Origin of the sequence: Pseudomonas sp. So3.2b (assembly GCF_019464415.1) — a bacterium.
GTDB classification, from domain to species: Bacteria; Pseudomonadota; Gammaproteobacteria; order Pseudomonadales; family Pseudomonadaceae; genus Aquipseudomonas; species Aquipseudomonas shahriarae.
This window is the reverse complement of sequence record NZ_CP080494.1, coordinates 360,393-384,905: the sequence shown is the minus strand read 5'-3', so window position 1 is coordinate 384,905 and position 24,513 is coordinate 360,393. Positions and strand designations below refer to the sequence as shown.

Below are 24,513 nucleotides of genomic sequence, written 5' to 3'. Positions count from 1 at the left end.
TTCTGGGCTTCGATGAACTGAAGCAACTCGCTGTCGAATTCTGCGTAACTCTTTGTTTACCAAGGAGTTTTCCGTTTCGACTGCGCCGGAAGTGGGGCGAATTATAGACTTCCAGAATCTGCCGTCAACCCTTAATTTTGCTTTTCTATCAATTAGTTACGATCGTTTAAAAAACAACCAGCCTTTCTATATAGAAACCCCCTCTATATAGAAGAAACACCTCAAATGACCCCCGCTTCCTTTAAAGCCGCCACATGGGCCGCCCCCAATCCCAGCACCTGGCTTAGCACCTGAGCCGTATGTTCGCCCAGCAGAGGCGGCGCACTGCGATACTCCACCGGCGTCTTGGACAGCCGCATAGGGCTCCCCACCTGCGGCACCTTGCCTGCCAGCGGATGCGGCAACTCGATAGCCAACCCGCGCGCCTGCACTTGAGGATCGGCAAACACCTGCGCCAGATCATTGATCGGCCCACAGGGCACACCGACCTGCTCCAGCTGGCTCACCCACTCGGCGGTGGTCTTGAACACTGTGGCCTGGCGAATCAATGGAATGAGCACCGCCCGATTGGCCACCCGCAGCTTATTAGTAGCAAACCGCGGATCATCAGCCCACTGTGGCTGCCCGGCAACCTGGGCAAACTTGCGAAACTGACTGTCGTTACCCACGGTCAGGATGAAATCGCCGTCAGCGGTGGGAAAGTCCTGATACGGCACGATATTCGGATGTGCATTGCCCAGCCGCTTGGGCGATACACCCGTCGTCAGGTAATTCATCGCCTGATTAGCCAGGCAAGCCACCTGGACATCCAGCAACGCCATATCAATATGCTGGCCGCCACCATCATGGTCGCGGTGCGCCAAAGCCGCCAGAATCGCCACCGTAGAGTAGAGCCCGGTCAAAATGTCAGTCAGTGCCACACCCACCTTGACCGGACCTTCGCCCTCATCACCCTCGGGACGCCCCGTCAGACTCATCAGCCCGCCCAACCCCTGGATCATAAAGTCATAGCCCGCGCGCGCCGCATACGGCCCGGTCTGGCCAAACCCTGTGATAGAGCAGTAGATCAGCTCCGGGTTGAGCTCCTTGAGCGACTCATAGTCCAGGCCATACGCCGCCAAACCGCCAACCTTGAAATTCTCGATCAAGATATCCGACTTCGCCGCGAGGTCCCGGACCAGCTTCTGCCCCTCCGGTCGGGTGAAGTCGATAGTCACCGACTCCTTATTACGGTTGGCCGATAAGTAGTAGGACGCCTCAGTGGTGTTCTCACCATAAGCGTCCTTAAGGAACGGCGGCCCCCAGGCGCGCGTATCGTCGCCACTGCCAGGTCGCTCGACCTTGATCACCTCGGCCCCGAGATCCGCAAGAATCTGCCCGGCCCAGGGCCCTGCCAGCACCCGTGACAAATCCAGTACCCGCAGATGCGATAGCGCGCCCATGGTCACACTCCTATTAATAGAACGCCTGGATACCAGTCTGTGCACGTCCGAGGATCAGCGCATGGACGTCATGCGTGCCTTCGTAGGTATTCACCACTTCCAGGTTGACCAGGTGCCGGGCGATCCCGAACTCATCGGAGATACCGTTGCCACCCAGCATGTCACGAGCCATACGGGCGATATCCAGGGATTTGCCGCAGGAGTTACGCTTCATGATCGAAGTGATCTCCACCGCCGCCGTTCCTTCATCCTTCATCCGCCCCAGACGCAGGCAACCCTGCAGGGCGAGAGTGATCTCGGTCTGCATATCAGCGAGCTTTTTCTGGATCAATTGTGTGGCAGCCAATGGACGCCCGAACTGCTGGCGATCAAGGGTGTACTGGCGCGCCGTGTGCCAGCAGAACTCCGCTGCCCCCAACGCGCCCCAGGAGATGCCGTAGCGCGCCGAGTTCAAGCAGGTGAACGGCCCTTTCAAGCCGCGCACATCGGGGAAGATGTTTTCTTCGGGAACGAACACGTTATCCATGACGATTTCGCCGGTGATCGAAGCGCGCAGGCCGACCTTGCCGTGAATCGCCGGGGCACTCAGGCCTTTCCAGCCCTTCTCCAGGACAAAACCACGGATATCGCCGGCGTCGTCCTTGCCCCAGACCACAAACACATCGGCAATCGGGCTGTTGGTGATCCACATCTTGCTGCCGGTAAGGCTGTAGCCGCCATCCACCTTGCGCGCACGGGTAATCATCGCGCCCGGGTCCGAACCGTGGTTGGGCTCGGTCAGGCCGAAACAACCAATCCACTCACCCGAGGCCAGCTTGGGCAGGTACTTCTGTTTTTGCGCCTCAGTACCGAACTCATTGATCGGCACCATGACGAGGGACGACTGCACGCTCATCATCGAGCGGTAGCCGGAGTCGACACGCTCCACTTCACGGGCAATCAAGCCGTAGCTGACGTAGTTCAAGCCACTGCCACCGTACTGCTCGGGGATCATCGCGCCGAGCAGGCCGGTCTCGCCCATTTCACGGAAAATTGCAGGATCGGTCTTTTCATGACGGAAGGCTTCCAGCACACGCGGTGCCAGCTTGTCCTGGGCAAATTGCTCAGCGCTGTCGCGCACCATGCGCTCTTCTTCTGTGAGCTGTTGATCCAGCAGCAGTGGATCGATCCAGTTGAAGCTTGCCTTACCGCCCATGAGTGAGTCCTCGCGAAGTAAATCAAAAGTCGTGCATGGAGCCTAGGCCGGACAGGCGAGGAGGGCAAACGAGGTTTTTGCATAGGCTTGTGCTAATTTCTCACTTCGTAATGATTGAAAAGGGCAAAACTGCTCTTTATTAGTGAGGCGACGGTACATGCGCAGGAAGATCCCCAGCACCACGGCCCTGGTCAGTTTTGAAGCGGCAGCCCGCCACGAGAGCTTTACCAAGGCCGCGCAGGAGCTATCCATTACCCAGGGCGCAATCTGCCGACAGATCGCCAGCCTCGAGGAGTTTTTGAGTGTCGAACTGTTTCGACGCTCGCGACGTGGTGTAAAGCTCACGGAAGCCGGGCTTTCCTATAGCCGGCGGGTCGCGACGCAACTAGATGCCGTGGAGCGCGACACTCTCTCAGTGATGGGCCAGCAGGGCGCCAATGTCATCGAGCTGGCAGTAGTGCCCACGTTCGGCACGCAGTGGCTGATCCCGCGCCTCAAGGACTTCCAGCAGCAACACCCCGAAGTCACGGTGAACCTGACCAACCGCACCCGCCCATTCCTGTTTGCCGATACGCAATTCGATGCCGCGGTCTATTTCGGCGATGCCGACTGGTCCGGGACCGAATCCCACCGACTGATGGGCGAAAACCCGGTTCCCGTTTGTAGCCCGCGATTGCTGGAGAACCGCTCGCACTTCAGCGCAGAGGAAATCGCCGAACTGCCGCTGCTACAGCAAACCACACGGCCCTACGCCTGGCGCCAGTGGTTCAACGCCCAGCAACTGAATATCCCCCGGGACATGACAGGCCCGCGTTACGAACTATTCTCCATGCTGTCCCAGGCGGCCATGCATGACATGGGCATTGCGCTGATCCCACCGTTCCTTATTCAACGCGAACTGGGCGAGAAGCAATTGGTGATCGCCAACCCGCAGGCGCTGACCAGCAGCAAGGCTTATTACTTGATGATTCCCGAGAGAAAGGTCGAATCCGCGTCGCTGCGCGCCTTTCGAGACTGGCTGGTTGATCAGGCACAACGCTACAGCCACCAGTTCTAGACGCCCGTGATATTTACTGACCTTGTAGTCAGATAATTTGTAGCACTACAGATATAAATATATGTCGCTTTTAGACAGACTGTACCGATCAATGCAAAAATGACCTGAAAGCCAATAGCTATCAGCGCTACAGGGGTTATTCACCCCCCATGACCCGCTATTCATGACGACAATTGCAAAAATTGTCTTTTTTCGCCCGAAGCCTTTAAACACCTGTATTCAAAGAGGTTATTTCGGCACGTTGCGACAATCAGTCACAGGGTGACTTGTAGTTAATTTTTCGTCACCCGTCATAATCCCTTGAAGGCCGTAAAGTTCGCCTGCAAAATGCCGCGCCCTGCTGTCATTTCAGCGGGGTCGTGCTGATCGGCCGCCCCAGTTGCGCCACTCGCGGTGCACTGGCCTTTTTACAAAAATCAAAAGCAAAAAGATCATGCAGGAGATTTGACGTGCACATTGGTGTTCCTCTCGAAACCCAGACCGGTGAAACGCGGGTTGCTGCAACCCCGGAAACCATCAAGAAGCTGATCGGCCAGGGCCATAAGGTCACTGTACAAAGCGGCGCAGGCATCAATGCCAGCGTCGTCGACAGTGCCTATGAAGCGGCAGGCGCAACCATTGGCAGTGCCAGCGACGCGTTTGGCGCCGAGCTGATTCTCAAGGTGGTCGCCCCCAGCGACAGCGAACTGACGCTGATTAAAAGCGGCACCGTGTTGGTGGGCATGCTCAATCCGTTCAGCAACGAAACCATCACCCGCCTGGCCGAACATGGCATCACTGCCTTCGCCCTGGAGGCCGCCCCGCGCACCTCCCGTGCGCAGAGCCTGGATGTGCTGTCGTCCCAGGCCAACATTGCCGGCTACAAGGCGGTGTTGCTCGCGGCCCATCACTACCCGCGCTTCATGCCGATGCTGATGACTGCCGCCGGTACGGTGAAAGCCGCCCGTGTGCTGATCCTCGGTGCTGGTGTGGCCGGCCTGCAGGCCATCGCTACGGCGAAACGCCTGGGTGCCGTCATCGAAGCGTCCGACGTCCGTCCGGCCGTGAAGGAACAGATCGAATCCCTCGGCGCCAAGTTCGTCGACGTGCCCTACGAGACCGATGAAGAGCGCGAATGCGCCGTCGGTGTCGGCGGCTACGCACGCCCCATGCCCACCAGTTGGATGCAGCGTCAGGCCCTGGCCGTGCATGAGCGCGCCAAGCAAGCCGACATCGTCATCACCACCGCCCTGATCCCGGGTCGCAAGGCCCCGACGTTGCTGAGCGCCGAAACCGTCGCCCAGATGAAGCCAGGCTCCGTGGTGATCGACCTGGCCGCCGCCCAAGGTGGCAACTGCCCACTGACCGTCGCCGACCAGGTGGTGGTGGAGAACGGCGTGACCATTTGCGGCCCGACCAACCTTGCCGGTGCCGTCGCTGCCGACGCTTCAGCCCTTTATGCGCGCAACCTGCTGGACTTCCTGAAGCTGGTCTTCACCAAGGAAGGGCAGTTTGAAATCAACCTCGAAGACGACATCGTCGCCGCGTGCCTGATGTGCCGCGACGGCCAAGTCATCCGCAAAAACGCCTAAGCAGGGATTCAGACGATGGAAGAGCTTATCTCCCCCGGTATCTACAACCTGATCATCTTCGTGCTGGCGATTTATGTCGGTTACCACGTGGTCTGGAACGTCACCCCCGCGCTGCATACGCCGTTGATGGCCGTGACCAATGCGATCTCGGCGATTGTGATCGTCGGCGCGATGCTCGCCGCCGCACTCACCGTCACGCCACTGGGCAAGACCATGGGCACCCTGGCCGTGGCCCTGGCTGCCGTTAACGTGTTCGGCGGTTTCCTGGTTACCCGTAGGATGCTTGAGATGTTCAAGAAGAAAGCGCCCAAGGCTAAAGAAGAGGTGCAGAAGTAATGAGCATGAACCTCGTCACGACGCTCTACCTGATCGCGTCGATCTGCTTCATCCAGGCCCTCAAAGGCCTGTCGCACCCAACCACGTCCCGACGCGGCAACCTGTTCGGCATGCTGGGCATGGCGCTGGCGGTACTCACCACCGTTGGCCTCATCTATAAGCTCGGTGCAGAACTTGCCACTGCCGGCATCGGCTACGTGATTGTCGGCCTGCTGGTCGGCGGTACCGCCGGCTCGATCATGGCCAAGCGCGTAGAAATGACCAAGATGCCGGAACTGGTCGCCTTCATGCACAGCATGATCGGCCTGGCAGCGGTGTTTATTGCGATCGCCGCAGTGGTCGAGCCGCAATCCCTGGGGATCGTCAAGCAACTGGGCGATGCGATTCCTGCGGGCAACCGCCTGGAGCTGTTCCTCGGTGCCGCTATCGGTGCCATTACCTTCTCCGGTTCGGTGATTGCCTTCGGCAAGCTGTCGGGCAAGTACAAGTTCCGTCTGTTCCAGGGCGCACCGGTACAGTTCGGTGGCCAGCATAAATTGAACCTGGTGTTGGGCCTGACCACCCTGGGTCTGGGCCTGGTGTTTATGTTCACCGGCAACCTCAGCGCCTTTGCCCTGATGCTGGCCCTGGCCTTCGTGCTGGGCGTGCTGATCATCATTCCGATTGGCGGCGCGGATATGCCGGTAGTCGTGTCGATGCTCAACAGCTACTCCGGCTGGGCTGCGGCGGGTATCGGCTTCTCGCTGAACAATTCGATGCTGATCATTGCCGGCTCCCTGGTAGGTTCGAGCGGCGCGATCCTCTCGTACATCATGTGCAAGGCGATGAACCGCTCGTTCTTCAACGTGCTGCTCGGCGGTTTCGGCAATACGCCGGATGCGGCAGGGCCGGCCGGTTCGAAAGAGGCGCGCCCGGTGAAGTCCGGTTCGGCTGACGACGCCACCTTCCTGCTGACCAACGCCGACACCGTGATCATCGTCCCAGGCTATGGCCTGGCGGTAGCGCGGGCGCAGCATGCACTTAAAGAACTGACCGAGAAGCTGACCCATCGCGGCGTCACCGTGAAATACGCGATCCACCCGGTCGCCGGGCGCATGCCTGGTCACATGAACGTGCTGCTGGCCGAGGCCGAAGTGCCGTATGACCAGGTGTTCGAGATGGAAGACATCAACTCCGAGTTCGGCCAGGCCGACGTGGTGCTGGTGCTCGGCGCCAACGACGTGGTCAACCCGGCCGCCAAGAACGATCCGAAATCGCCGATCGCCGGCATGCCGATTCTCGAAGCCTTCAAGGCCAAGACGATCATCGTCAACAAGCGCTCGATGGCCAGTGGTTATGCCGGCCTGGATAACGAACTGTTCTACCTGGACAAGACCATGATGGTCTTCGGCGACGCGAAGAAGGTCATTGAAGACATGGTCAAGGCTGTCGAATAAACACTGCTCCAGCGCAATACCCAAAACCCCGGCCTCCCGTAGGCTGGGGTTTTTTATTAACGGGAAAAACCCGACCAAAGGCTCTAAATCGCCACCTGGCATTCGACCATGGTAGCGGGACGAACGCCTTTGAAATCACTAGACTGCCCACCTTGCCTCCGTTGCCCGAGATAACAATCCATGTACCGTGATCGTATTCGCTTGCCTTCGCTGTTGAACAAGGTCATGAGCGCCGCCGATGCTGCCGCCCTGATCGAGGACGGTATGACCGTCGGCATGAGCGGCTTTACCCGCGCCGGTGAAGCCAAGGCTGTGCCCCACGCCCTGGCAGAACGCGCCAAGACCTCGCCCCTGAAAATCACCCTGATGACCGGCGCCAGCCTGGGCAACGACCTGGACAAGCAACTTACCGAAGCCGGCGTGCTGTCGCGCCGCATGCCGTTCCAGGTCGATAGCACGCTGCGCAAGGCGATCAATGCCGGCGAAGTAATGTTTATCGACCAGCATCTGTCGGAAACCGTCGAACAACTGCGTAACAACCAGCTCAAGCTGCCGGACATCGCAGTGATTGAAGCCGTGGCCATCACCGAGCAAGGCCATATCGTGCCCACCACCTCCGTGGGCAACTCGGCCAGTTTCGCGATTTTTGCCAAGCAGGTGATCATCGAGATCAACCTGGCGCACAATCCGAACCTCGAAGGCCTGCACGACATCTATATCCCGACCTACCGCCCGACCCGCACCCCGATCCCGCTGGTCAAGGTGGATGATCGCATCGGCAGCACCGCGATCCCGATCCCGCCAGAGAAGATCGTCGCCATCGTCATCACCAACCAGGCCGATTCCGCCTCCACGGTCACGCCGCCCGACAGCGACACCCAGTGGATCGCCAATCACCTGATCAACTTCCTCAAGCAGGAAGTGGACGCCGGGCGCATGACCAACAAGCTCGGCCCACTGCAGGCCGGTATCGGCAATATCGCCAACGCGGTGATGTGCGGCCTGATCGAATCGCCGTTCGAAGACCTGACTATGTACTCCGAAGTCCTCCAGGACTCGACCTTCGACCTGATTGACGCCGGCAAGCTGAGCTTTGCCTCCGGCAGTTCGATCACCTTGTCAGAGCGGCGCAATGCCGACGTGTTCGGCAACCTGGAGCGCTACAAAGACAAGCTGGTGCTGCGCCCGCAGGAAATCTCCAACCACCCGGAAGTGGTGCGGCGCCTGGGCATAATCGGCATCAACACGGCGCTGGAGTTCGACATCTACGGCAACGTCAACTCCACCCACATCTGCGGCACGCGGATGATGAACGGCATTGGCGGCTCGGGGGATTTCGCCCGCAACGCGCACCTGGCGATCTTTGTTACCAAATCCATTGCCAAGGGCGGGGCGATTTCCAGCGTGGTGCCGATGGTCAGCCATGTCGACCATACCGAGCATGACGTCGATATCCTCGTGACCGAGATCGGCCTGGCTGACCTGCGTGGCCTGGCGCCACGGGAGCGGGCACGGGTGATCATCGATAACTGCGTGCACCCGGACTACCGTGACGCCCTCAATAACTACTTCAACGCCGCCTGCGCCATCGGCGGGCATACCCCGCACATCCTGCGCGAAGCCTTGAGCTGGCACATCAACCTGGAAGAAACCGGGCACATGCTCAAAGGTTGATCAATACAGATCCGGGCGGATGCAAACACAGTTGCATTCGCTCGGAACTGAGCGCGGCATCTTTTAAAAAACTGTACTACTGTACCGGTCATTTCCTACCGAAAAACCCTACGCCCTCTCTCCAAAATGCCTAAAACGCACCAAATAAGTGCCGACAGGTACAGTTGCCCCATTTCCGTACAGTACAGCCGCTATAAACAGTTAACTGGCCCCTCACAATACAGGTGAACTGTATCTAGAGAGTCTTGCGCCGGAGGAGGATCATTGGCATCAGTTAAACCACTACCTAATCCCGCCACAAGCGGAAGGATGTCATCATGGAACGTACACTCAGTTCCGAACTGTTCTTCGAAGATAAAGCTGTAAACACCCAGGCTTCCCTGCCTCTGCGCGTTATCGCCAACCTGATGTTGTGGCAGCGCCGCATCTCCAGCCGCCATCAACTGGCTCGTCTGGACTCGCGTCTGCTGGCCGATGCCGGGATCAGCGAAGCTCAACGCTACGAAGAGCTGAGCAAGCCGTTCTGGCGCTGATTTAGCGCCCGCTGGCCCTGACCTAACAGGCCCACAGCCAGCAACCCGAATTGTTGTAGCAGAACCCGCCCCGGGTAACCGGAGGCGGGTTTTGTGGTTTCTGGGAGGCTGAAAAATCAGCGCTCAGCCTCGCAACAAGTACAGTTTCATTGATTTAGGAATCGACCAGTACAATTTTATAACGATCGTTTTGTACTACCCCAATAGCCTTTCCGGGCAACGACTTCTCACTGCGTACTACCCGAACAGATAGGCGCCCGCTACTATCGCGTCATTAGTTCGTCCCATACACAGGAGTCACCCCATGTCCCGTCTTCGTTTGCTGAGCGCTGCAGCCCTGCTTGCCGTCGCCGCCAATGCCAGCGCCACCAGCCTGATTGTGACCACCGACTCGATTGTGGGCGCGCTTAAAGCCACGTCCGACGCCAGCTCCGATGCCACATCGTCCCTGCGCGACAACAAGGTCGTACGTGCTGCCCGTGACGATGCCGCCAGCTTCGTCGCCAGTGAAGGCGCGATCCGTGGCGTGAAGCTGGAAAGCGCCCTGGCGCAGATCCGCCAACAGGCGCCACAACTCAATGCGGCCACGGATGTGCAACTGGCCCAGGCGATCCTGGCCATCTGAGCCGGAGCTGTTTTGTAGGAGCCGGCAAGCCAGCTCCTACATAGAGGTGCCCGCGCTGGCTCTCGCCCGGGCATTACGCTAGCCTTGGCGCTCGTTTTCAGTTGTCGAGTCCCATGGCTTTTTCATACCGTTTGTTGATTGTTCCCACAGTGCTTGCCGTGTGCGGGGCCGGGCCTGCCCAGGCCTTTGATGTGTCCACGCAAGGCCTCGTCGCCAGTGCCTATGCCACCAGCAAAGTGACCTCGGCGCCGTTCGACCGTAAATTGCTACTGGCCGCCCAGGATGACGCTGCCGCGTTTATTGCCACTGACGGCCAATGGCGAGGCGCCCGGCTGGAAAGTGCACTGGATTATCTGCGTCGCACCCAACCAAAACTTAAGTCCAGTGACTTTGAACTGGCCCAGGCAATTCTCGTCCAATAATCACCCTTTCTCTTTGGAGTCATTCCATGCGTCGCCCGTTGATCGCTGCTGTTCTCGGCCTGTTCCTGCTGGCCGATATCGCCCAGGCTCAAACCCTCGTGGCTACCAGTAACATCATTGTTCGTGCCTTCGGCCGCACCATTGATTTCACCTCGGACACAACCACCTCCATCCGTGACTCCAAAGTCGTGCGCGAAGCCCACGACGATGCCGCCAGCTTTGTCGCCAGCAATGGCGATATCCGTGGCGCGCAACTGGAAGCCGCCTTCGACACCCTGCGCACCCGCGTGCCAGAAGCCCGCGACGCCAGCGACCAGGTCCTCGCCGAAGCCATCCTCGCATTGTGAGGCGCTTCACCGCCTGGCTATTGGCTGCGACGGTACTGCTGGCAGGCAGCGCCGCCCAGGCCAGCCTGCAACTACGGCTCAAGACCGACGGCTTGAGCCCAGCCCAACAGCAGGCCAGCCAGGCATTGCTTGATGAAGCCATGCAGGCGCTGCCGCCGCGCTTCATCGAGCAACTGGACCGGCGCATCGACGTCGGCTGGACCGACGAGATGCCCGCCAATGCCTATGGCCAGGCGTCACTGGTCTCGGAACTGGACCTCAACCGCAAGCTGCTGGCCAGCCTCACGGACGGCACCGCCGCCACCCAGCAGACTCTGCGCCCCCATGGCACCGTGCGCCGGGAACTGCTCGCCACTGTGCTACATGAGCTGACCCACATCTATGACCGTGCGCGCCTGTGGCCCAAGGACCAGCGCTCGCTGATCCAGCGCTGCAGCCGCCAGAACAACATCACCGGCCTGATTGGCCTGCCCGATCAATGCCGTGGCCAGAATGACCGCCGTTTCACCCTCAGCGACGACCCGCGCTTGCTCGACCTGGCCGGCTGGCCGCAATACGTCGGCCGCCGTGGCGAGCGCGAGCAACACAATCGGCAAGTGGCCCGTAGTCCGGACCTGTACGAAATCACCAACCCCAAGGAGTTCGTCGCGGTCAACATGGAGTACTTCCTCCTCGACCCGAGCTACGCCTGCCGCCGTCCTGCGCTGTATCGCTACTACCAGGCACACTTCGGCTGGGCCCCGCCGGCCAAGGACACCTGCGCCAACACTTTCGCCTTCCTCAATGCCGGTAACGATTTTGCCAAGACGCCCTTGGGCCAGGTCGATCCCGAGCGCGTGTACGCCATCGACTACCTGCTGGCCGAGGCCAACCAGAACCTGGTGAGCCGCTGGGGCCACAGCATGCTGCGCCTGGTGATCTGCGCCCCGGGCCGCCCCCGTGGCCCGGATTGCCGCCTGGACCTGGACCAGCACTTGGTGTTGTCCTACCGCGCATTCGTGGGCGACGTGCAGCTATCGAGTTGGGACGGACTGGTAGGCAAGTACCCCTCACGTCTGTTTGTACTGCCCCTGGCCCAGGTGATCGACGAATACACCAAGACCGAACTGCGCGGCCTGGCGTCGGTGCCCTTGATCCTCACGCGCCAGGAGATCAACGACACCGTCGAACACGCCGCCGAAATGCACTGGAGCTACGACGGCAATTACTACTTCCTCTCCAACAACTGCGCGGTCGAAGGCCTGAAACTGCTGCGCAGCGGCAGCGCCAACCCGCAACTGACCACCCTGGACAACATCACCCCCAACGGTTTGCTCGAAGTGCTCAAGGCCCGTGGGCTGGCCGACACCAGCGTGCTGGATGACCGCCGCGAAGCCTTGCGCCTGGGCTATCACTTCGACTCCTTCCGCGAGCGCTACCAGGCGATGTTCGAGGTGCTGAAGAAACACCTGCCGATCCCGCAGACCCAGGTCGAAGACTGGCTGGCCTTGAGCGCCGAGCAACGCAGGACCTGGTTCGACAAGGCTGACCTGCGCACCAGCGCCGCCTTGCTGCTGCTGGAACAGGCCAGCTTTCGCAAACAGCTGATGCTCGCCCAGGACGAGGTCAAGCAACGCTACCTCGGTGCCCGTGAGCTGAAGAACGGCGGCATGGCCAAGGCCGATGCCACCTTGCAGCAGATCCTCGCCAACAGCGGCTTCCTCAGCCGCCCGGCGGAGCTGCTCGGCAGCGGCGGCTATGGATTGCCCCAACCCAAGGAGTGGCAACGCCTGGAGTCGGAAAGCGCATCACGCCAGAAACAGCTGCAATCGTTGACCGGCGACCTGGACAAAGAGGTGAGGGCACTGCTGGAGCCTTCGCGGGCTGCAGAGATTGCCGCCTGCGAGGCCAATCTCAAGCAGGTGGGCGAACATCTGCGGGCCTTGCACAAGGCGGCCGGTGGCCTGCAACTGCCTTAAGGTCAACAGCATCGCGGGCAAGCCCGCGATAGCGCCCTTACAGACATCAAAACCAGACCAATCCCACGAAGCATCTGTTCATCGCCTGTTTACCCAGCGAAAGCTGGCTGAAAGCTTTCGCGATTAGGATCGCCCTCACTACCGGCAATAGACCGGTTGGCCAACCTGAGCTTTTCTACGCCCAGGGGCCCAATTAACAACAACAATGGTGATTCTGATGTCCGCTCCTACCCGCCTGTTTTTCCCGACTCCCCCCGTACGCCTCGCGCTTTTCGTTCTGCGCTGACCCCAACCCGGTTCGCCATTCCCTAGCCGCGCTACGCCTGGAGTATTCCTATGCTGACTTTCCTTGGCTTTGCCATGGTCATCACGTTCATGTTCCTGATCATGACCAAGCGCCTGTCGGCGCTGATCGCCCTGATCATCGTGCCGATCCTGTTCGCGCTGTTCGGTGGCTTTGCGCCAAAGATCGGCCCGATGATGCTCGAAGGCATCACCAAGCTCGCGCCCACCGGCGTGATGCTGATGTTTGCCATCCTCTACTTTGCCTTGATGATCGACTCTGGCCTGTTTGACCCGGCCGTGCGCAAGATCCTCAAGCTGGTCAAGGGCGACCCGCTTAAAGTCGCCGTCGGTACTGCCGTACTGGCACTGGTGGTGTCCCTGGATGGCGACGGTGCCACCACTTACATGATCTGCGTGGCCGCCATGCTGCCGCTGTACAAGCGCATTGGCATGAGCCCGCGGATCATGGCCGGCCTGATCATCCTCGCCGGTGGCGTGATGAACATGACGCCCTGGGGCGGCCCGACCGCCCGCGCCGCCAGTGCGCTGCACGTGGACCCCTCGGATATTTTCGTACCGATGATCCCGGCCATGGCCGCCGGCGTGGTCGCCATTCTGGTAATCGCCTATATGTACGGCCTGCGCGAGCGTGCTCGTCTGGGTGTGCTGCACTTGCAAGGCGATGAAGTCGACCATAGCGAAATCAGCGTCTCGCAGTTCCCCGATGCCCGTCGCCCGAAACTGATCTGGTTCAACGGCGCCCTGACCCTGGCCCTGATGTGCACCCTGATCGCCGGCCTGTTGCCGCTGCCTGTGCTGTTCATGGTGGCCTTCAGTATCGCGATGATCGTCAACTACCCGTGCCTGCAGCAGCAGAAAGACCGCGTTGCCGCCCACTCGGGCAGCGTGCTGGCAGTGGTCGGCCTGATCTTCGCCGCGGGTATCTTCACCGGCATCCTGTCGGGCACTGGCATGGTCGACGCCATGTCCAAGAGCCTGCTGGCGGTCATCCCTGAGGCTCTGGGCCCGTACCTGGCGGTGATCACCGCGCTGGTGAGCATGCCGTTCACCTTCTTCATGTCCAACGATGCGTTCTACTACGGCGTACTGCCGGTATTGGCCGAAGCCGCCAGCCACTACGGAATCACCGCCGCAGAAATGGGCCGTGCCTCAATCGTTGGCCAGCCGGTACACTTGCTCAGCCCGCTGGTGCCCTCGACTTACCTGTTGGTCGCCCTGGCCGGTATCGAATTTGGCGATCACCAACGCTTCACCCTGAAGTGGGCAGTACTGGTATGCCTGTGCATAATGTTCGCTGCATTGTTGTTGGGCACATTCCCGCTGTTCAGCACTCTATAATCGTAACAACCCACTGCGCCGGTCCTACTGCCGGCGCGGTCTAACACTCGCGCAAAGGAACACATATGGAATGGCTGACCAATCCGGAGATCTGGATTGCCTTCTTCACCTTGACGGCTCTCGAGATCGTCCTGGGCATCGATAACATCATCATGATTTCGATCCTGGTCAGCCGTATGCCCAAGCATATGCAGGCGCGCACCCGGATCTTCGGCCTGGCCCTGGCCATGGTCACGCGGATCCTGTTGCTGCTGTCGATCACCTGGGTCATGCAATTGACCGCCGACTTGTTCACCATTGCAGGCCAGGGTATTTCCGGTCGCGACCTGATCCTGTTCTTCGGCGGCCTGTTCCTCCTGTGGAAAAGCTCCCAGGAGATGTACCACGCCCTGGAAGGTGAAGACGAAACCCACGAAGAGCCGAAAGGCAAGGGTGGCAAGTTCATCTACACCATCATCCAGATCGCGATCATCGACATCGTGTTCTCCCTGGATTCGGTGATTACCGCCGTGGGTATGGTTTCCCACGTTCCGGTCATGGTCGCGGCGATCATCGTAGCGGTACTGGTGATGATGCTGGCAGCTGGCACCATCAGTGAGTTCATCGACAAGCACCCGTCGCTGAAAATGCTCGCGCTGTCGTTCCTGTTGATCGTGGGTACCGTGCTGATCGCTGAATCCTTCGACGTCCACGTGCCAAAAGGCTACGTGTACTTCGCCATGGCGTTCTCCCTGGCGGTAGAAGCGGTCAACATCAAGATGCGTAGCGCCATCGCGAAGAAGAAAAAGCAGCAGGATCCAGTGAAACTGCGCAAGGACATTCCGGGCCAGTAAACCTGCGATGACCGAATGAGGGGCCCCATGCGGGCCCCTTTTTTTCGCCTGCAAAAAGCTGATTTCATGACAGTTTTGTTTCAAAGCCGACTTTAGCTATGCGATGCTGGCGCACAGGCCGTTCGCCAACTACAGCTTAAGTACACAACCCAAAACGGCACGCGGCACTTTTTGCTCCACTTCGAGCACGACTCAATACAGGGGGCCGAGCATGCTGACCCTGCTCAATCTTCTTTCTGCGGTAACCCTGCTGATCTGGGGCACGCATATCGTCCGTACTGGCATCCTGCGGGTCTACGGTTCCAACCTGCGCCAAGTCATCGGGCAGAACATGGCCAGGCGCTGGCTGGCGTTCATTGCCGGGATCCTGGTGACCGCCATGGTGCAAAGCAGCAACGCCACGGCGATGCTGGTGACCTCGTTTGTCGGCCAGGGCCTGATGGGCCTGACCCCCGCCCTGGCGACCATGCTCGGTGCCGACGTCGGTACCGCATTGATGGCGCGGGTGCTGACCCTGGATCTGTCGTGGCTGTCGCCGCTGCTGATCTTTCTCGGGGTGATCTTCTTCCTGTCGCGCAAGCAGACACGCGCCGGGCAGATGGGGCGGGTGGGGATCGGCCTGGGCCTGATCATTCTCGCCCTGCAACTGATCGTTGAAGCCGCCGGGCCGATTACCCAGGCCCAAGGCGTCAAAGTGCTGTTCGCCTCGCTGACCGGCGACATTCTGCTCGATGCCCTGGTGGGCGCGCTGTTTGCGATGATTTCCTACTCCAGCCTGGCCGCCGTGCTGCTGACCGCGACCCTGGCCGGCGCCGGGGTGATTGGCCTGCATGTGGCCATCGGCCTGGTGATCGGCGCCAATATCGGCAGCGGCGTGCTGGCCTTCCTCAGCACCAGCATGCAAAACGCCGCCGGCCGCCAAGTGGCCCTGGGCAGCCTGCTGTACAAGCTGATCGGCCTGTTGCTGATCATTCCCGTGCTTGACCCGCTGGTGCAGTGGATGGACACCCTGGACTACAGCGCCCAGGGCATGGTCATCACCTTTCACCTGCTCTACAACGTCACCCGCTGCCTGATCCTGCTGCCGACTATCGGCCCCATGGCACGCCTGTGTGCCTGGCTGCTGCCGGAGCGCCCAGAGGCCAATGGCCTGGCCAAACCCCGCCATCTCGACCCCACGGCGTTGTCCACGCCGAGCCTGGCCCTGGCCAATGCCGCGCGGGAAACCCTGCGCCTAGGCGACCTGATCGACAACATGCTGACCGCCATGCTGGAAGTGCTGCGCGGCAAACAAACCGCGATCACCCAGGAAATGCGCAGCCTCAGCGATGATGTCGAGGCGCTCTACAGCGCGATCAAGCTGTACCTGGCGCAAATGCCCCGGGAGGACCTCAGCGAGCACGACAGCCGGCGCTGGGCCGAAATCATCGAGCTGTCGATCAACCTGAAGCTGGCCGGCGACTTGATCGAGCGCATGCTGCGCAAGGTCCAGCAGCAGAAAACCTCCCAGCGTCGCTCGTTTTCCGAAGTCGGGCTGGAGGAACTGGCCGACCTGCACAGCCAGTTGATCTCCAACCTGCGCCTGGGCCTGTCGGTATTCCTCAGCGCCGACCCGGAAAGCGCCCGCCAATTACTGCGCGAGAAGCGCCGCTTTCGCGCCCAGGAACGGCGCCTGGCCCACGCCCACGTCAGCCGCCTGCAACGCAAGATCGTGCAAAGTATCGAGACCAGCTCCCTGCACCTGGAGCTGATTGCCGACATGAAACGCCTGAACTCGTTGTTTTGCAGCAGTGCTTATGTAGTGTTGGAAACCTCCGAGACCGGCGCGCTGGCAGCGGACAATATTGCCGACATCACCCATTCGCCCTGAACGAACCGCACGCCCGGGGAGTCAGTTAAAAACACCGCCCAACCAATGTGGGAGCGGGCTTGCCCGCGATAGCGGTGTGTCAGCAGAAAAATGCATGCCTGACACACTGGCTGCTCCCAAAGTCATCACCCGCCAGGAACCCCGTTATGCGTCGCCTGTTATTCGCCTGCCTGCTCATAGGCTCGGCCCACGCCTTTGCCTTTGACCGCTTGCAGGTCGAAGGCTATCTGTTGCCCAACGGCCTGCAGTTGCTGCTCAAGCCGGGCACCGAACGTGGGCACGTGGCGATCCGCCTGGTGGTCGGTGTAGGCCTGGACGACTTCAGTTGCGCGGACAAGGAACTGCCGCACCTGCTGGAGCACCTGCTATTCAGCGGCATCAATGGCGGCGGCGAGGGCGAACTGGAAGAACAGATGCAGGCCCTGGGCGGGGAGTGGAACGCCTACACCAGCAATGCCGACACCACCTTCGTCATCGAAGCCCCGGCGCGCAACCAGCGCAAGGTGCTGGACCTGCTGATGGCAATCGTGACCCGTACCGAGCTGAGCGACGCCGCAATCAACGCGGCCAAACAGGTGGTGGAGCGCGAAGACGGCGGCCACTCTTCGCACCTGCAACGCCTGCTGGATCGCCAGGACCTGGGCCACAACGCCAGCAATCAACTGGCGGTGGAACTGGGCCTCAAATGCGCCGAGCGTGCCGAAGTCGAGCACCTGACCCGCGCCCAGTTGGAAAAGGTACGCCAGGACTGGTACGCCCCCAACAACATGACCCTGATCATCGTCGGCGACCTCGACAAACTGCTCCCGGCCTATCTGGAACGCACCTATGGCCAGCTCGAGCCGGTAGACCCCAGTGAACACCGGGCCTTACCGCAAACCCTTGAGGCCGCAGCGACCCAGCGTGACCTGGTCCGTGGCTGGGTCGGCGATGGCGCCAAGCTGCACTGGCTGTTTCCCGAGCCGATACTGGACGACCAGCACGACGCGACCTACGACCTGCTCAAGGACTATCTGGATTGGACGTTGTATCGCCAGTTGCGCCTGCAGCATGGCCTGTCCTACGGCCCGCGGAGCGAGCGCGAAGTGCTGGGCGGCGTGGGGTTCATAAGCCTGAACGCCGACCTGGACCGCGACAACCTGCCTGAAGCCGAACACGTCCTCGAAAACCTCAAGGCCAAGCTGCTTGAGGATGGCCTCGACCGAGTCACCTTTAGCCGCCTGCAACAAGCTGCCATCGACCGCCAGGCATGGGCCGTGCAGGGCAACAGTGGCCTGGCCGACTATTACTGGGGCGCCTTGGCCGACTACGCCGATGGCCGCTTCAGCGACCCGGCCAAGCGCATCAAGGCCGTAAGCCTGGCGCAAACCAACCAGGCTATGCGCCAGTTGCTCAACCAGCCCGGCTACTGGCGCATCGAAAAGCCGTTGCTCAGTTACGACGCCCTGGGCTGGATCGCCGCAGGCGTGCTGGGGCTGATTGCCATTGGGCTGATTGGCGTGCTCCGTTATCGCAAAGCAGTTGCGTAATCGCACGCCACTCAGAGGGCTAAGACGTTATTCTGTCTGGGATTTTTTCCTACAAAGACTGCGAACCGCCGAATGCCAAACCTGACCCATCTCATCCAGCGCATCCTCGAACTGATGAAGCGCTACCCAGGGGTGATCGCACTCGGCGGTTTTATCTCGGGGGTGGGCAGCTTTATCCTGGTGGACCGCCAGCAAGGCATGGCCAGCTGGATCGCGATCATCATGCTGGTGAGCTGGCTGTGGCTGATGCTGGAGAACAGCTTCACCCAGTTGTTCAGCAAGGTCTTCAAGCGGGAAATCCCCGAGCCGCTGCTGCGCTACGCCACGCAAATGATCCACCAGGAAAGCCTGTTTTTTGTCCTGCCATTCTTTTTTGTCACCACCACCTGGAACAGCAGCCAGGCAATCTTCACCGGTTTGCTGGGCGCCGCCGCACTCGTCTCGATCACCGACCCGCTGTACTACAAATGGCTGGCACCCAAGCGCTCGCTGTTTCTGGCGCTGCACACCCTGACCCTATTTGCCGCCTTGCTCACCGCGTTGCCGATCATCCTGCACCTGACCACCGCCGAAAGTTACAAACTGGCCCTGGGCGTAGCGATGGCCTTGTCGATCCCCAGCCTGGCAGTAAGCCTGCCACTGCGCAGCGTCAAGGGGTGGCTGATGCTGCTGGGCGTGACGGCGGCGATCGGTTGCGCGGGCTGGTTCCTGCGCAGTTGGGTGCCGCCGGCGACCCTGTGGATGAGCGAAGTGGCAATCAGCACCCAATTGCAGGACCGTACCCCCGGCGATGACCTCAAGGAAGTCAGCGCCAGCCAACTGCGCAGCAGCGGCCTGTACGCCTACACCGCGATCAACGCACCGCGCGGCCTGGACGAGCGCATCTACCATGTGTGGCAGTTCAACGGCAAAGAGGTCGACCGCATTGCCCTGGACATCCATGGCGGGCGCAAGGAAGGCTATCGGGCCTGGACGCACAAGCAGAACTTCCCGGCGAATGCCGCGGGCCGCTGGCAAGTGCGGGTGCTGACCGAAGATGGCCAGGTGATCGGCGTGTTGCGCTTTAAAGTCACGGACACAGCACCAACGGACACGCCAAAGTAGGATGGATCGTGCTATTACATAGCAATTGTGGAATAGCCAAACAAGCTCGGAGCTTATGACCAGTAGCACAACGGCAGGCAATGCCCACCTGGACGCGTCCACCCAACCGCCCCAACTCAGGGTCACCGGGGACTGGACGCTGGCCCACTACAGCGCCCTCAAGCGGTTGTCGGCGAGCCTCGACGGCCAGTACGACGCCAGCACCCGCGTCGACCTCAACGGCCTGGGCGCGCTAGACACTGCCGGCGCCTCGCTGCTCGTGGAACTGTTGGGGCCCGAGCGCATCGAGCACTCCGCCGAACAGTCCGACTGCAGTCTGCCCGCCGCCGACCGCGCGCTGCTCAAGACCGTCTACCGCTCCCTGAATGATTTCTGTGTGCCCGTCAAAGAGCCGCAGGAAAGCGCCGGCATCCAACTGCTGGCGCGCATCGGCGGCGCGGTGGATACCGTCTGGCAAGATGCCATGAAGCTGCTCGGCTTTATCGGCCTGATCCTCGAAACCCTCGCCCGTGGCGTGTTCCGGCCCAAGCGCTGGCGCCTGACGCCGATGGTGGCGCATATCGAACAGACCGGGCTCGACGCCGCGCCTATCGTCGCCTTGCTGACCTTTCTGGTGGGCGCCGTGGTTGCGTTTCTCGGCGCCACGGTGCTGGAAAGTTTCGGCGCAAGTATTTTCACCGTGGACCTGGTGGCGTTCTCCTTCCTGCGGGAGTTTGGCGTCCTTCTCACGGCAATCCTGATGGCCGGCCGTACCGCCAGTGCCTTCACCGCGCAGATCGGCTCGATGAAGGCCAACGAAGAAATCGACGCCATCCGCACACTGGGCCTGGACCCCATGGAGTTGCTGGTGCTGCCCCGCGTTCTCGCGTTGCTGGTGGCGCTGCCGATGCTGACCTTCCTCGCCATGATCTCCGGAATTATCGGCGGCGGCGTGGTGTGCGCCGTGGCCCTGGATATTTCGCCGGCGATGTTCCTCTCGCTGCTGCAATCGGATATTGGCGTCCAGCATTTGCTGGTGGGCCTGGTCAAAGCGCCGTTCTTCGCCTTCCTGATCGCCGCCATTGGCTGCCTGGAAGGCTTCAAGGTCAGCGGCAGCGCCGAATCGGTCGGTGCCCACACCACCTCTGCGGTGGTGCAATCAATTTTTGTGGTGATCGTGCTCGACGCGGTGGCCGCATTGTTCTTTATGGAGATGGGCTGGTGAGCCGTTTACAGCGTGCGCCCAGCGAGGCGGTGATCGAAGTCCGTGGCCTGTGCAACCGCTTTGGCCCGCAAAGCGTGCATGAAAACCTCGACCTGGACCTGTACAAGGGCGAAATCCTCGCCGTGGTCGGCGGCTCGGGCAGCGGCAAGTCGGTGCTGTTGCGCAGCATCGTCGGCCTGCGCCAGCCCAGTGAAGGCCAGGTGCGGGTCTTCGGGCAGAACCTGCCGAGCCTGGCGGAGCACGAGCGTTCCCTGGTGGAGCGGCGTTTCGGTGTGCTGTTCCAGAAGGGCGCGCTGTTTTCTTCGCTGACGGTCACGGAGAACGTCGCCCTGCCATTGATCGAACACGCCGGTCTCAGCCGTGCCGATGCCGAGCACCTGGCAGCGGTGAAGCTGGCCCTGGCCGGGCTGCCGTTGTCGGCGGCCGACAAATACCCGTCGTCACTCTCGGGCGGGATGATCAAGCGTGCGGCCCTGGCCCGCGCCCTGGCCCTGGACCCGGACATTCTGTTTCTCGATGAACCGACTGCCGGCCTCGACCCCATTGGCGCAGCAGCCTTCGACCAGTTGATCCTGACCCTGCGCGATGCCTTGGGCCTGAGTGTGCTGCTGATCACCCATGACCTGGACACGCTCTACACCATCACCGACCGCGTGGCGGTGCTGGCGCAGAAAAAGGTATTGGTGGCCGGAGCCATAGATGTTGTTTCGGAAACGGACGACGCCTGGATTCACGAATACTTTCATGGCCCACGGGGCCGTGCGGCACTGGATGCCGCTCAACAGCTTAACGAGGTATGACATGGAAACCCGAGCCCATCATGTGATGATCGGTCTGTTCAGCGTGATCGTTGTGGTCGGCGCCATGCTGTTCGGCTTGTGGCTGGCCAAGTCCAGCGTCGATAGCGCGTTCCAGGATTACGAAGTGATCTTCAACGAAGCGGTCAGCGGCCTGTCCCAGGGCAGTGCGGTGCAGTACAGCGGGATCAAGGTCGGTGATGTCACCAGCCTGCGCCTGGACCCGAAAGACCCACGTCGCGTCCTGGCACGCATCCGCCTGGCCGGGCAGACGCCGATCAAGGAAGACACCCAGGCCAAGCTGGCGCTGACTGGCATCACCGGCACCTCGATCATTCAACTGAGCGGCGGCACCCCGCAAAGCCCCGAACTCAAGGGCAAGAACGGCAACCTGCCGCAGATCACCGCCTCGCCATCGCCCATCGCCCGGCTGCTGAACAACAGCAATGACCTGATGACCAGCATCAACCTGCTGCTGCACAACGCCAACCGCATGTTCTCGCCCGCCAACGTCGATCGCCTGAGCGGCACCCTGGCACACCTGGAGCAGACCACCGGGGCCATCGCCGAGCAACGGGGCGATATCAAGGTGGTGATGCAGCAACTGGCCCAGGTCAGCAAACAGGCCGGTGCCACCCTGGAGCAGACCACCGCGCTGATGCGCAACGCCAACGGCCTGCTCAACGACCAGGGCAAACAGATGTTCGGCAGCGCCGAAGGGGCCATGCGCTCCCTGGAGCAAAGCACCGCGACCATCAACACTTTGTTGAGCGACAACAAAGAGTCCCTGAACAGCGGCATGCAGGGCCTCAATGAACTGGCGCCGGCCGTGCGCGAACTGCGCGATACCCTCGGCTCCCTGCGGGCCATTTCCCGTCGCCTGGAAGCCAACCCCAGCGGGTACCTGCTGGGCAGTGACAAGAACAAGGAGTTCACGCCATGAAGCGTGCTTACCAAATGATCCTGCCAGTGGCCCTGGCCCTGGTCAGCGCCTGCTCGATCCTGCCCAAGGCCGATCCATCCAACGTCTATCGGCTACCGGCAGCCCAGGCCTCAGCCCATGGCAACCCGGGCACCTGGTCATTGCGCCTGGCCAAGCCGCAGGCCAGTGAATTCCTCGACAGCCCGCGCATTGCCGTGGTCCCCGAGGGCAACTTGATCAGCAGCTATGCCCAGTCGCGCTGGAGCGATCCGGCGCCGGTGTTGTTGCGCAACCGTCTGTTGGACGGTTTCCAGCGCGATGGCCGGGTGGCGTTCCTGAGCACCGATGACACCAACCTGCAGGCGGACTTCGAACTGGGCGGGCAGTTACAGGCCTTCCAGAGCGAGTACCGGGGCGGGGCAGTGGAGGTGGTGATACGCCTGGACGCACGACTGGTGCGCGGCAGTGACCAGCGGATCGTGGCGGCCAAGCGCTTTGAAGTGCGCCAGCCAGTGAGTGATACCCAGGTGCCAGCGGTGGTGGCCGGGTTTGGGTTGGCGGGGGATCAGTTGAACAAGCAGGTGGTGGATTGGGTGGTGGCGCAGGGCAATGCAGCGCCGAAACGCTGAGGGCCTCATCGCAGGCAAGCCAGCGCCCACATTCTGATCTGTGAACACCGTCAGATGTGGGAGCTGGCTTGCCTGCGATAGCGATCTAAGCCTTAGCCAAAGAACCAGTAGCAAACGGTAATCGCCGCCACCACACCGGCCAACTCCGCCAGCAACGCACACCCCACCGCATGCCGCGCCCGCTGGATACCCACCGAGCCAAAGTACACCGCCAGCACATAGAAGGTGGTCTCGGTACTGCCCTGGATCGTCGCCGCCACCAGCGCCGCGAAGCTGTCCACCCCTTGGGTCTGCATGGTCTCGATCAGCATCGCCCGCGCCGCGCTGCCGGAGAAGGGCTTGACCATCGCCGTAGGCAAGGCGTCGACAAAACGCGTGTCCAGGCCGGTCCAGGCCACCAGATGGCGAATGCCTTCCAGGCCAAACTCCAGCGCCCCGGAAGCGCGCAGCACGCCGACTGCACACAGCATCGCCACCAGGTACGGCAGCAGGTTCTTGGCAACGTCGAAGCCCTCTTTGGCACCTTCGACAAACGCTTCGTAGACCTTGACCTTGCGCAGCGCGCCGATCAGCAAGAACAGCATGATCAGGCCAAACAGCGTGAGGTTGCCGAGGATCGAGGACAAGCCTGCCAGGGCCGTCGCCGACATCGTGGCCAGCAAGGCCATAAAGCCACCCAGCACCAGCGCACCGGGGATCAGGTACGCCAGCACCACCGGGTCCCACAGGCGCAGGCGTTGCATCAGTGCTACCGACAGCAGGCCCACCAGGGTCGAGGCGCTGGTGGCCAGCAGGATCGGCAGGAACACCAGGGTCGGGTCGGGCGCGCCTTGCTGGGCGCGGTACATGAAGATCGTCACCGGCAGCAGGGTCAGGGAGGACGCGTTGAGCACCAGGAACAGGATCTGCGCGTTGGTCGCGGTGTTGGGGATCGGGTTGAGCTCTTGCAGCGCCTTCATGGCCTTGAGGCCGATCGGCGTCGCCGCGTTATCCAGGCCCAGGCCGTTGGCGGCAAAGTTGAGGGTGATCAGGCCGATGGCCGGGTGACCGGCCGGCACTTCCGGCATCAGCCGCAGGAACAGCGGGCCCAGAGCCTTGGCCAGCCACTCGACGATCCCGGCCTTCTCGGCGATGCGCAGAAAGCCCAGCCAGAGGGTCAGGGTACCGAACAGCAGCACCATCACTTCGACCGACAGCTTGGCCATGGCGAAGATACTCTCCACCATCGCCGCAAAGATCCCGGCGTTGCCGCCCACCAGCCATTGCGCCAGCGCCGATACCATTGCCACGACAAAGAAGCCAAGCCACAGGCCATTAAGCATCAGTCACACCCCTTTAAATATGTGGCGAATGATAGCGGGGCTGGCAGAAACGACAAACCCCGG

Annotated in this window: 22 protein-coding genes; 19 read left to right on the top strand and 3 right to left on the bottom strand. The window is 61.1% G+C overall.

The window, feature by feature from the left end; translation table 11 throughout:
* Nucleotides 1–221: 221 nt before the first annotated feature.
* Entirely contained in the window at nucleotides 222–1,442 is a 1,221-nt protein-coding gene (locus K1X80_RS01775; protein WP_169960476.1) for a CaiB/BaiF CoA-transferase family protein, read from the bottom strand.
* 13 nt (nucleotides 1,443–1,455) lie between these two features.
* Nucleotides 1,456–2,637, bottom strand: a complete 1,182-nt coding sequence (locus K1X80_RS01770; RefSeq protein WP_029290432.1) for an acyl-CoA dehydrogenase — start codon at nucleotides 2,635–2,637, stop codon at nucleotides 1,456–1,458.
* A gap of 157 nt (nucleotides 2,638–2,794) precedes the next feature.
* Here K1X80_RS01770 and K1X80_RS01765 point away from each other — a divergent pair, with 157 nt between their 5' ends.
* The 19 genes from K1X80_RS01765 to K1X80_RS01675 all read left to right on the top strand — a co-directional run bounded on the left by K1X80_RS01765 (nucleotide 2,795) and on the right by K1X80_RS01675 (nucleotide 23,128).
* On the top strand, nucleotides 2,795–3,694 hold the full coding sequence (locus K1X80_RS01765) for a LysR family transcriptional regulator (RefSeq protein ID WP_057442148.1): 900 nt from the start codon (nucleotides 2,795–2,797) through the stop codon (nucleotides 3,692–3,694).
* Nucleotides 3,695–4,143: 449 nt separating this feature from the next.
* Nucleotides 4,144–5,265, top strand: coding sequence for a Re/Si-specific NAD(P)(+) transhydrogenase subunit alpha (locus K1X80_RS01760; protein WP_057957923.1), 1,122 nt, complete (start codon nucleotides 4,144–4,146; stop codon nucleotides 5,263–5,265).
* 15 nt (nucleotides 5,266–5,280) lie between these two features.
* The gene (locus tag K1X80_RS01755; RefSeq protein WP_003233786.1) at nucleotides 5,281–5,601 is read left to right on the top strand and encodes an NAD(P) transhydrogenase subunit alpha; all 321 of its coding nucleotides are present in this window, start codon (nucleotides 5,281–5,283) and stop codon (nucleotides 5,599–5,601) included.
* Nucleotides 5,601–7,037 (top strand): NAD(P)(+) transhydrogenase (Re/Si-specific) subunit beta, encoded by a 1,437-nt coding sequence (locus K1X80_RS01750; protein WP_057957922.1) that lies wholly within the window; start codon nucleotides 5,601–5,603, stop codon nucleotides 7,035–7,037. The genes K1X80_RS01755 and K1X80_RS01750 overlap by 1 nt, the downstream gene beginning before the upstream one ends.
* Nucleotides 7,038–7,217: 180 nt before the next feature.
* Complete coding sequence (locus tag K1X80_RS01745) at nucleotides 7,218–8,711, top strand: acetyl-CoA hydrolase/transferase family protein (protein ID WP_057957921.1); 1,494 nt, start codon at nucleotides 7,218–7,220, stop codon at nucleotides 8,709–8,711.
* Nucleotides 8,712–9,028: 317 nt separating this feature from the next.
* Nucleotides 9,029–9,244 (top strand): DUF1127 domain-containing protein, encoded by a 216-nt coding sequence (locus tag K1X80_RS01740; protein ID WP_007911656.1) that lies wholly within the window; start codon nucleotides 9,029–9,031, stop codon nucleotides 9,242–9,244.
* Nucleotides 9,245–9,548: 304 nt separating this feature from the next.
* Nucleotides 9,549–9,869, top strand: coding sequence for a DUF2388 domain-containing protein (locus K1X80_RS01735; protein ID WP_057442142.1), 321 nt, complete (start codon nucleotides 9,549–9,551; stop codon nucleotides 9,867–9,869).
* 113 nt (nucleotides 9,870–9,982) lie between these two features.
* Nucleotides 9,983–10,291 (top strand): DUF2388 domain-containing protein, encoded by a 309-nt coding sequence (locus K1X80_RS01730; protein WP_057957920.1) that lies wholly within the window; start codon nucleotides 9,983–9,985, stop codon nucleotides 10,289–10,291.
* Nucleotides 10,292–10,317: 26 nt separating this feature from the next.
* Nucleotides 10,318–10,638, top strand: coding sequence for a DUF2388 domain-containing protein (locus tag K1X80_RS01725; protein ID WP_057442137.1), 321 nt, complete (start codon nucleotides 10,318–10,320; stop codon nucleotides 10,636–10,638).
* A complete protein-coding gene (locus tag K1X80_RS01720) occupies nucleotides 10,635–12,596 on the top strand; it encodes a DUF4105 domain-containing protein (protein WP_198791841.1) in 1,962 nt (653 codons plus the stop codon). The genes K1X80_RS01725 and K1X80_RS01720 overlap by 4 nt, the downstream gene beginning before the upstream one ends.
* A 336-nt stretch (nucleotides 12,597–12,932) precedes the next feature.
* On the top strand, nucleotides 12,933–14,240 hold the full coding sequence (locus tag K1X80_RS01715; RefSeq protein WP_057442133.1) for a CitMHS family transporter: 1,308 nt from the start codon (nucleotides 12,933–12,935) through the stop codon (nucleotides 14,238–14,240).
* Nucleotides 14,241–14,305: 65 nt separating this feature from the next.
* Entirely contained in the window at nucleotides 14,306–15,073 is a 768-nt protein-coding gene (locus K1X80_RS01710) for a TerC family protein (protein ID WP_057442131.1), read from the top strand.
* A gap of 211 nt (nucleotides 15,074–15,284) precedes the next feature.
* Entirely contained in the window at nucleotides 15,285–16,943 is a 1,659-nt protein-coding gene (locus tag K1X80_RS01705) for a Na/Pi cotransporter family protein (RefSeq protein WP_057957918.1), read from the top strand.
* Between the two features lie 146 nt (nucleotides 16,944–17,089).
* Complete coding sequence (locus K1X80_RS01700) at nucleotides 17,090–18,472, top strand: pitrilysin family protein (RefSeq protein WP_198791842.1); 1,383 nt, start codon at nucleotides 17,090–17,092, stop codon at nucleotides 18,470–18,472.
* A 72-nt stretch (nucleotides 18,473–18,544) separates the two neighbouring features.
* Complete coding sequence (locus tag K1X80_RS01695; RefSeq protein ID WP_169989900.1) at nucleotides 18,545–19,576, top strand: DUF5924 family protein; 1,032 nt, start codon at nucleotides 18,545–18,547, stop codon at nucleotides 19,574–19,576.
* Between the two features lie 55 nt (nucleotides 19,577–19,631).
* A complete protein-coding gene (locus K1X80_RS01690) occupies nucleotides 19,632–20,780 on the top strand; it encodes an ABC transporter permease (protein WP_057957915.1) in 1,149 nt (382 codons plus the stop codon).
* Nucleotides 20,777–21,580, top strand: a complete 804-nt coding sequence (locus tag K1X80_RS01685; protein WP_057439238.1) for an ABC transporter ATP-binding protein — start codon at nucleotides 20,777–20,779, stop codon at nucleotides 21,578–21,580. The genes K1X80_RS01690 and K1X80_RS01685 overlap by 4 nt, the downstream gene beginning before the upstream one ends.
* Nucleotide 21,581: 1 nt before the next feature.
* Nucleotides 21,582–22,520, top strand: coding sequence for an MlaD family protein (locus tag K1X80_RS01680; RefSeq protein ID WP_057439239.1), 939 nt, complete (start codon nucleotides 21,582–21,584; stop codon nucleotides 22,518–22,520).
* Entirely contained in the window at nucleotides 22,517–23,128 is a 612-nt protein-coding gene (locus tag K1X80_RS01675; RefSeq protein WP_198791843.1) for an ABC-type transport auxiliary lipoprotein family protein, read from the top strand. Before K1X80_RS01680 ends, K1X80_RS01675 begins: the two co-directional genes overlap by 4 nt.
* A 92-nt stretch (nucleotides 23,129–23,220) precedes the next feature.
* On the opposite strand, the gene K1X80_RS01670 is transcribed toward K1X80_RS01675, so the two are convergent.
* On the bottom strand, nucleotides 23,221–24,450 hold the full coding sequence (locus K1X80_RS01670; protein WP_115127098.1) for a nucleoside recognition domain-containing protein: 1,230 nt from the start codon (nucleotides 24,448–24,450) through the stop codon (nucleotides 23,221–23,223).
* Nucleotides 24,451–24,513: the final 63 nt, after the last annotated feature.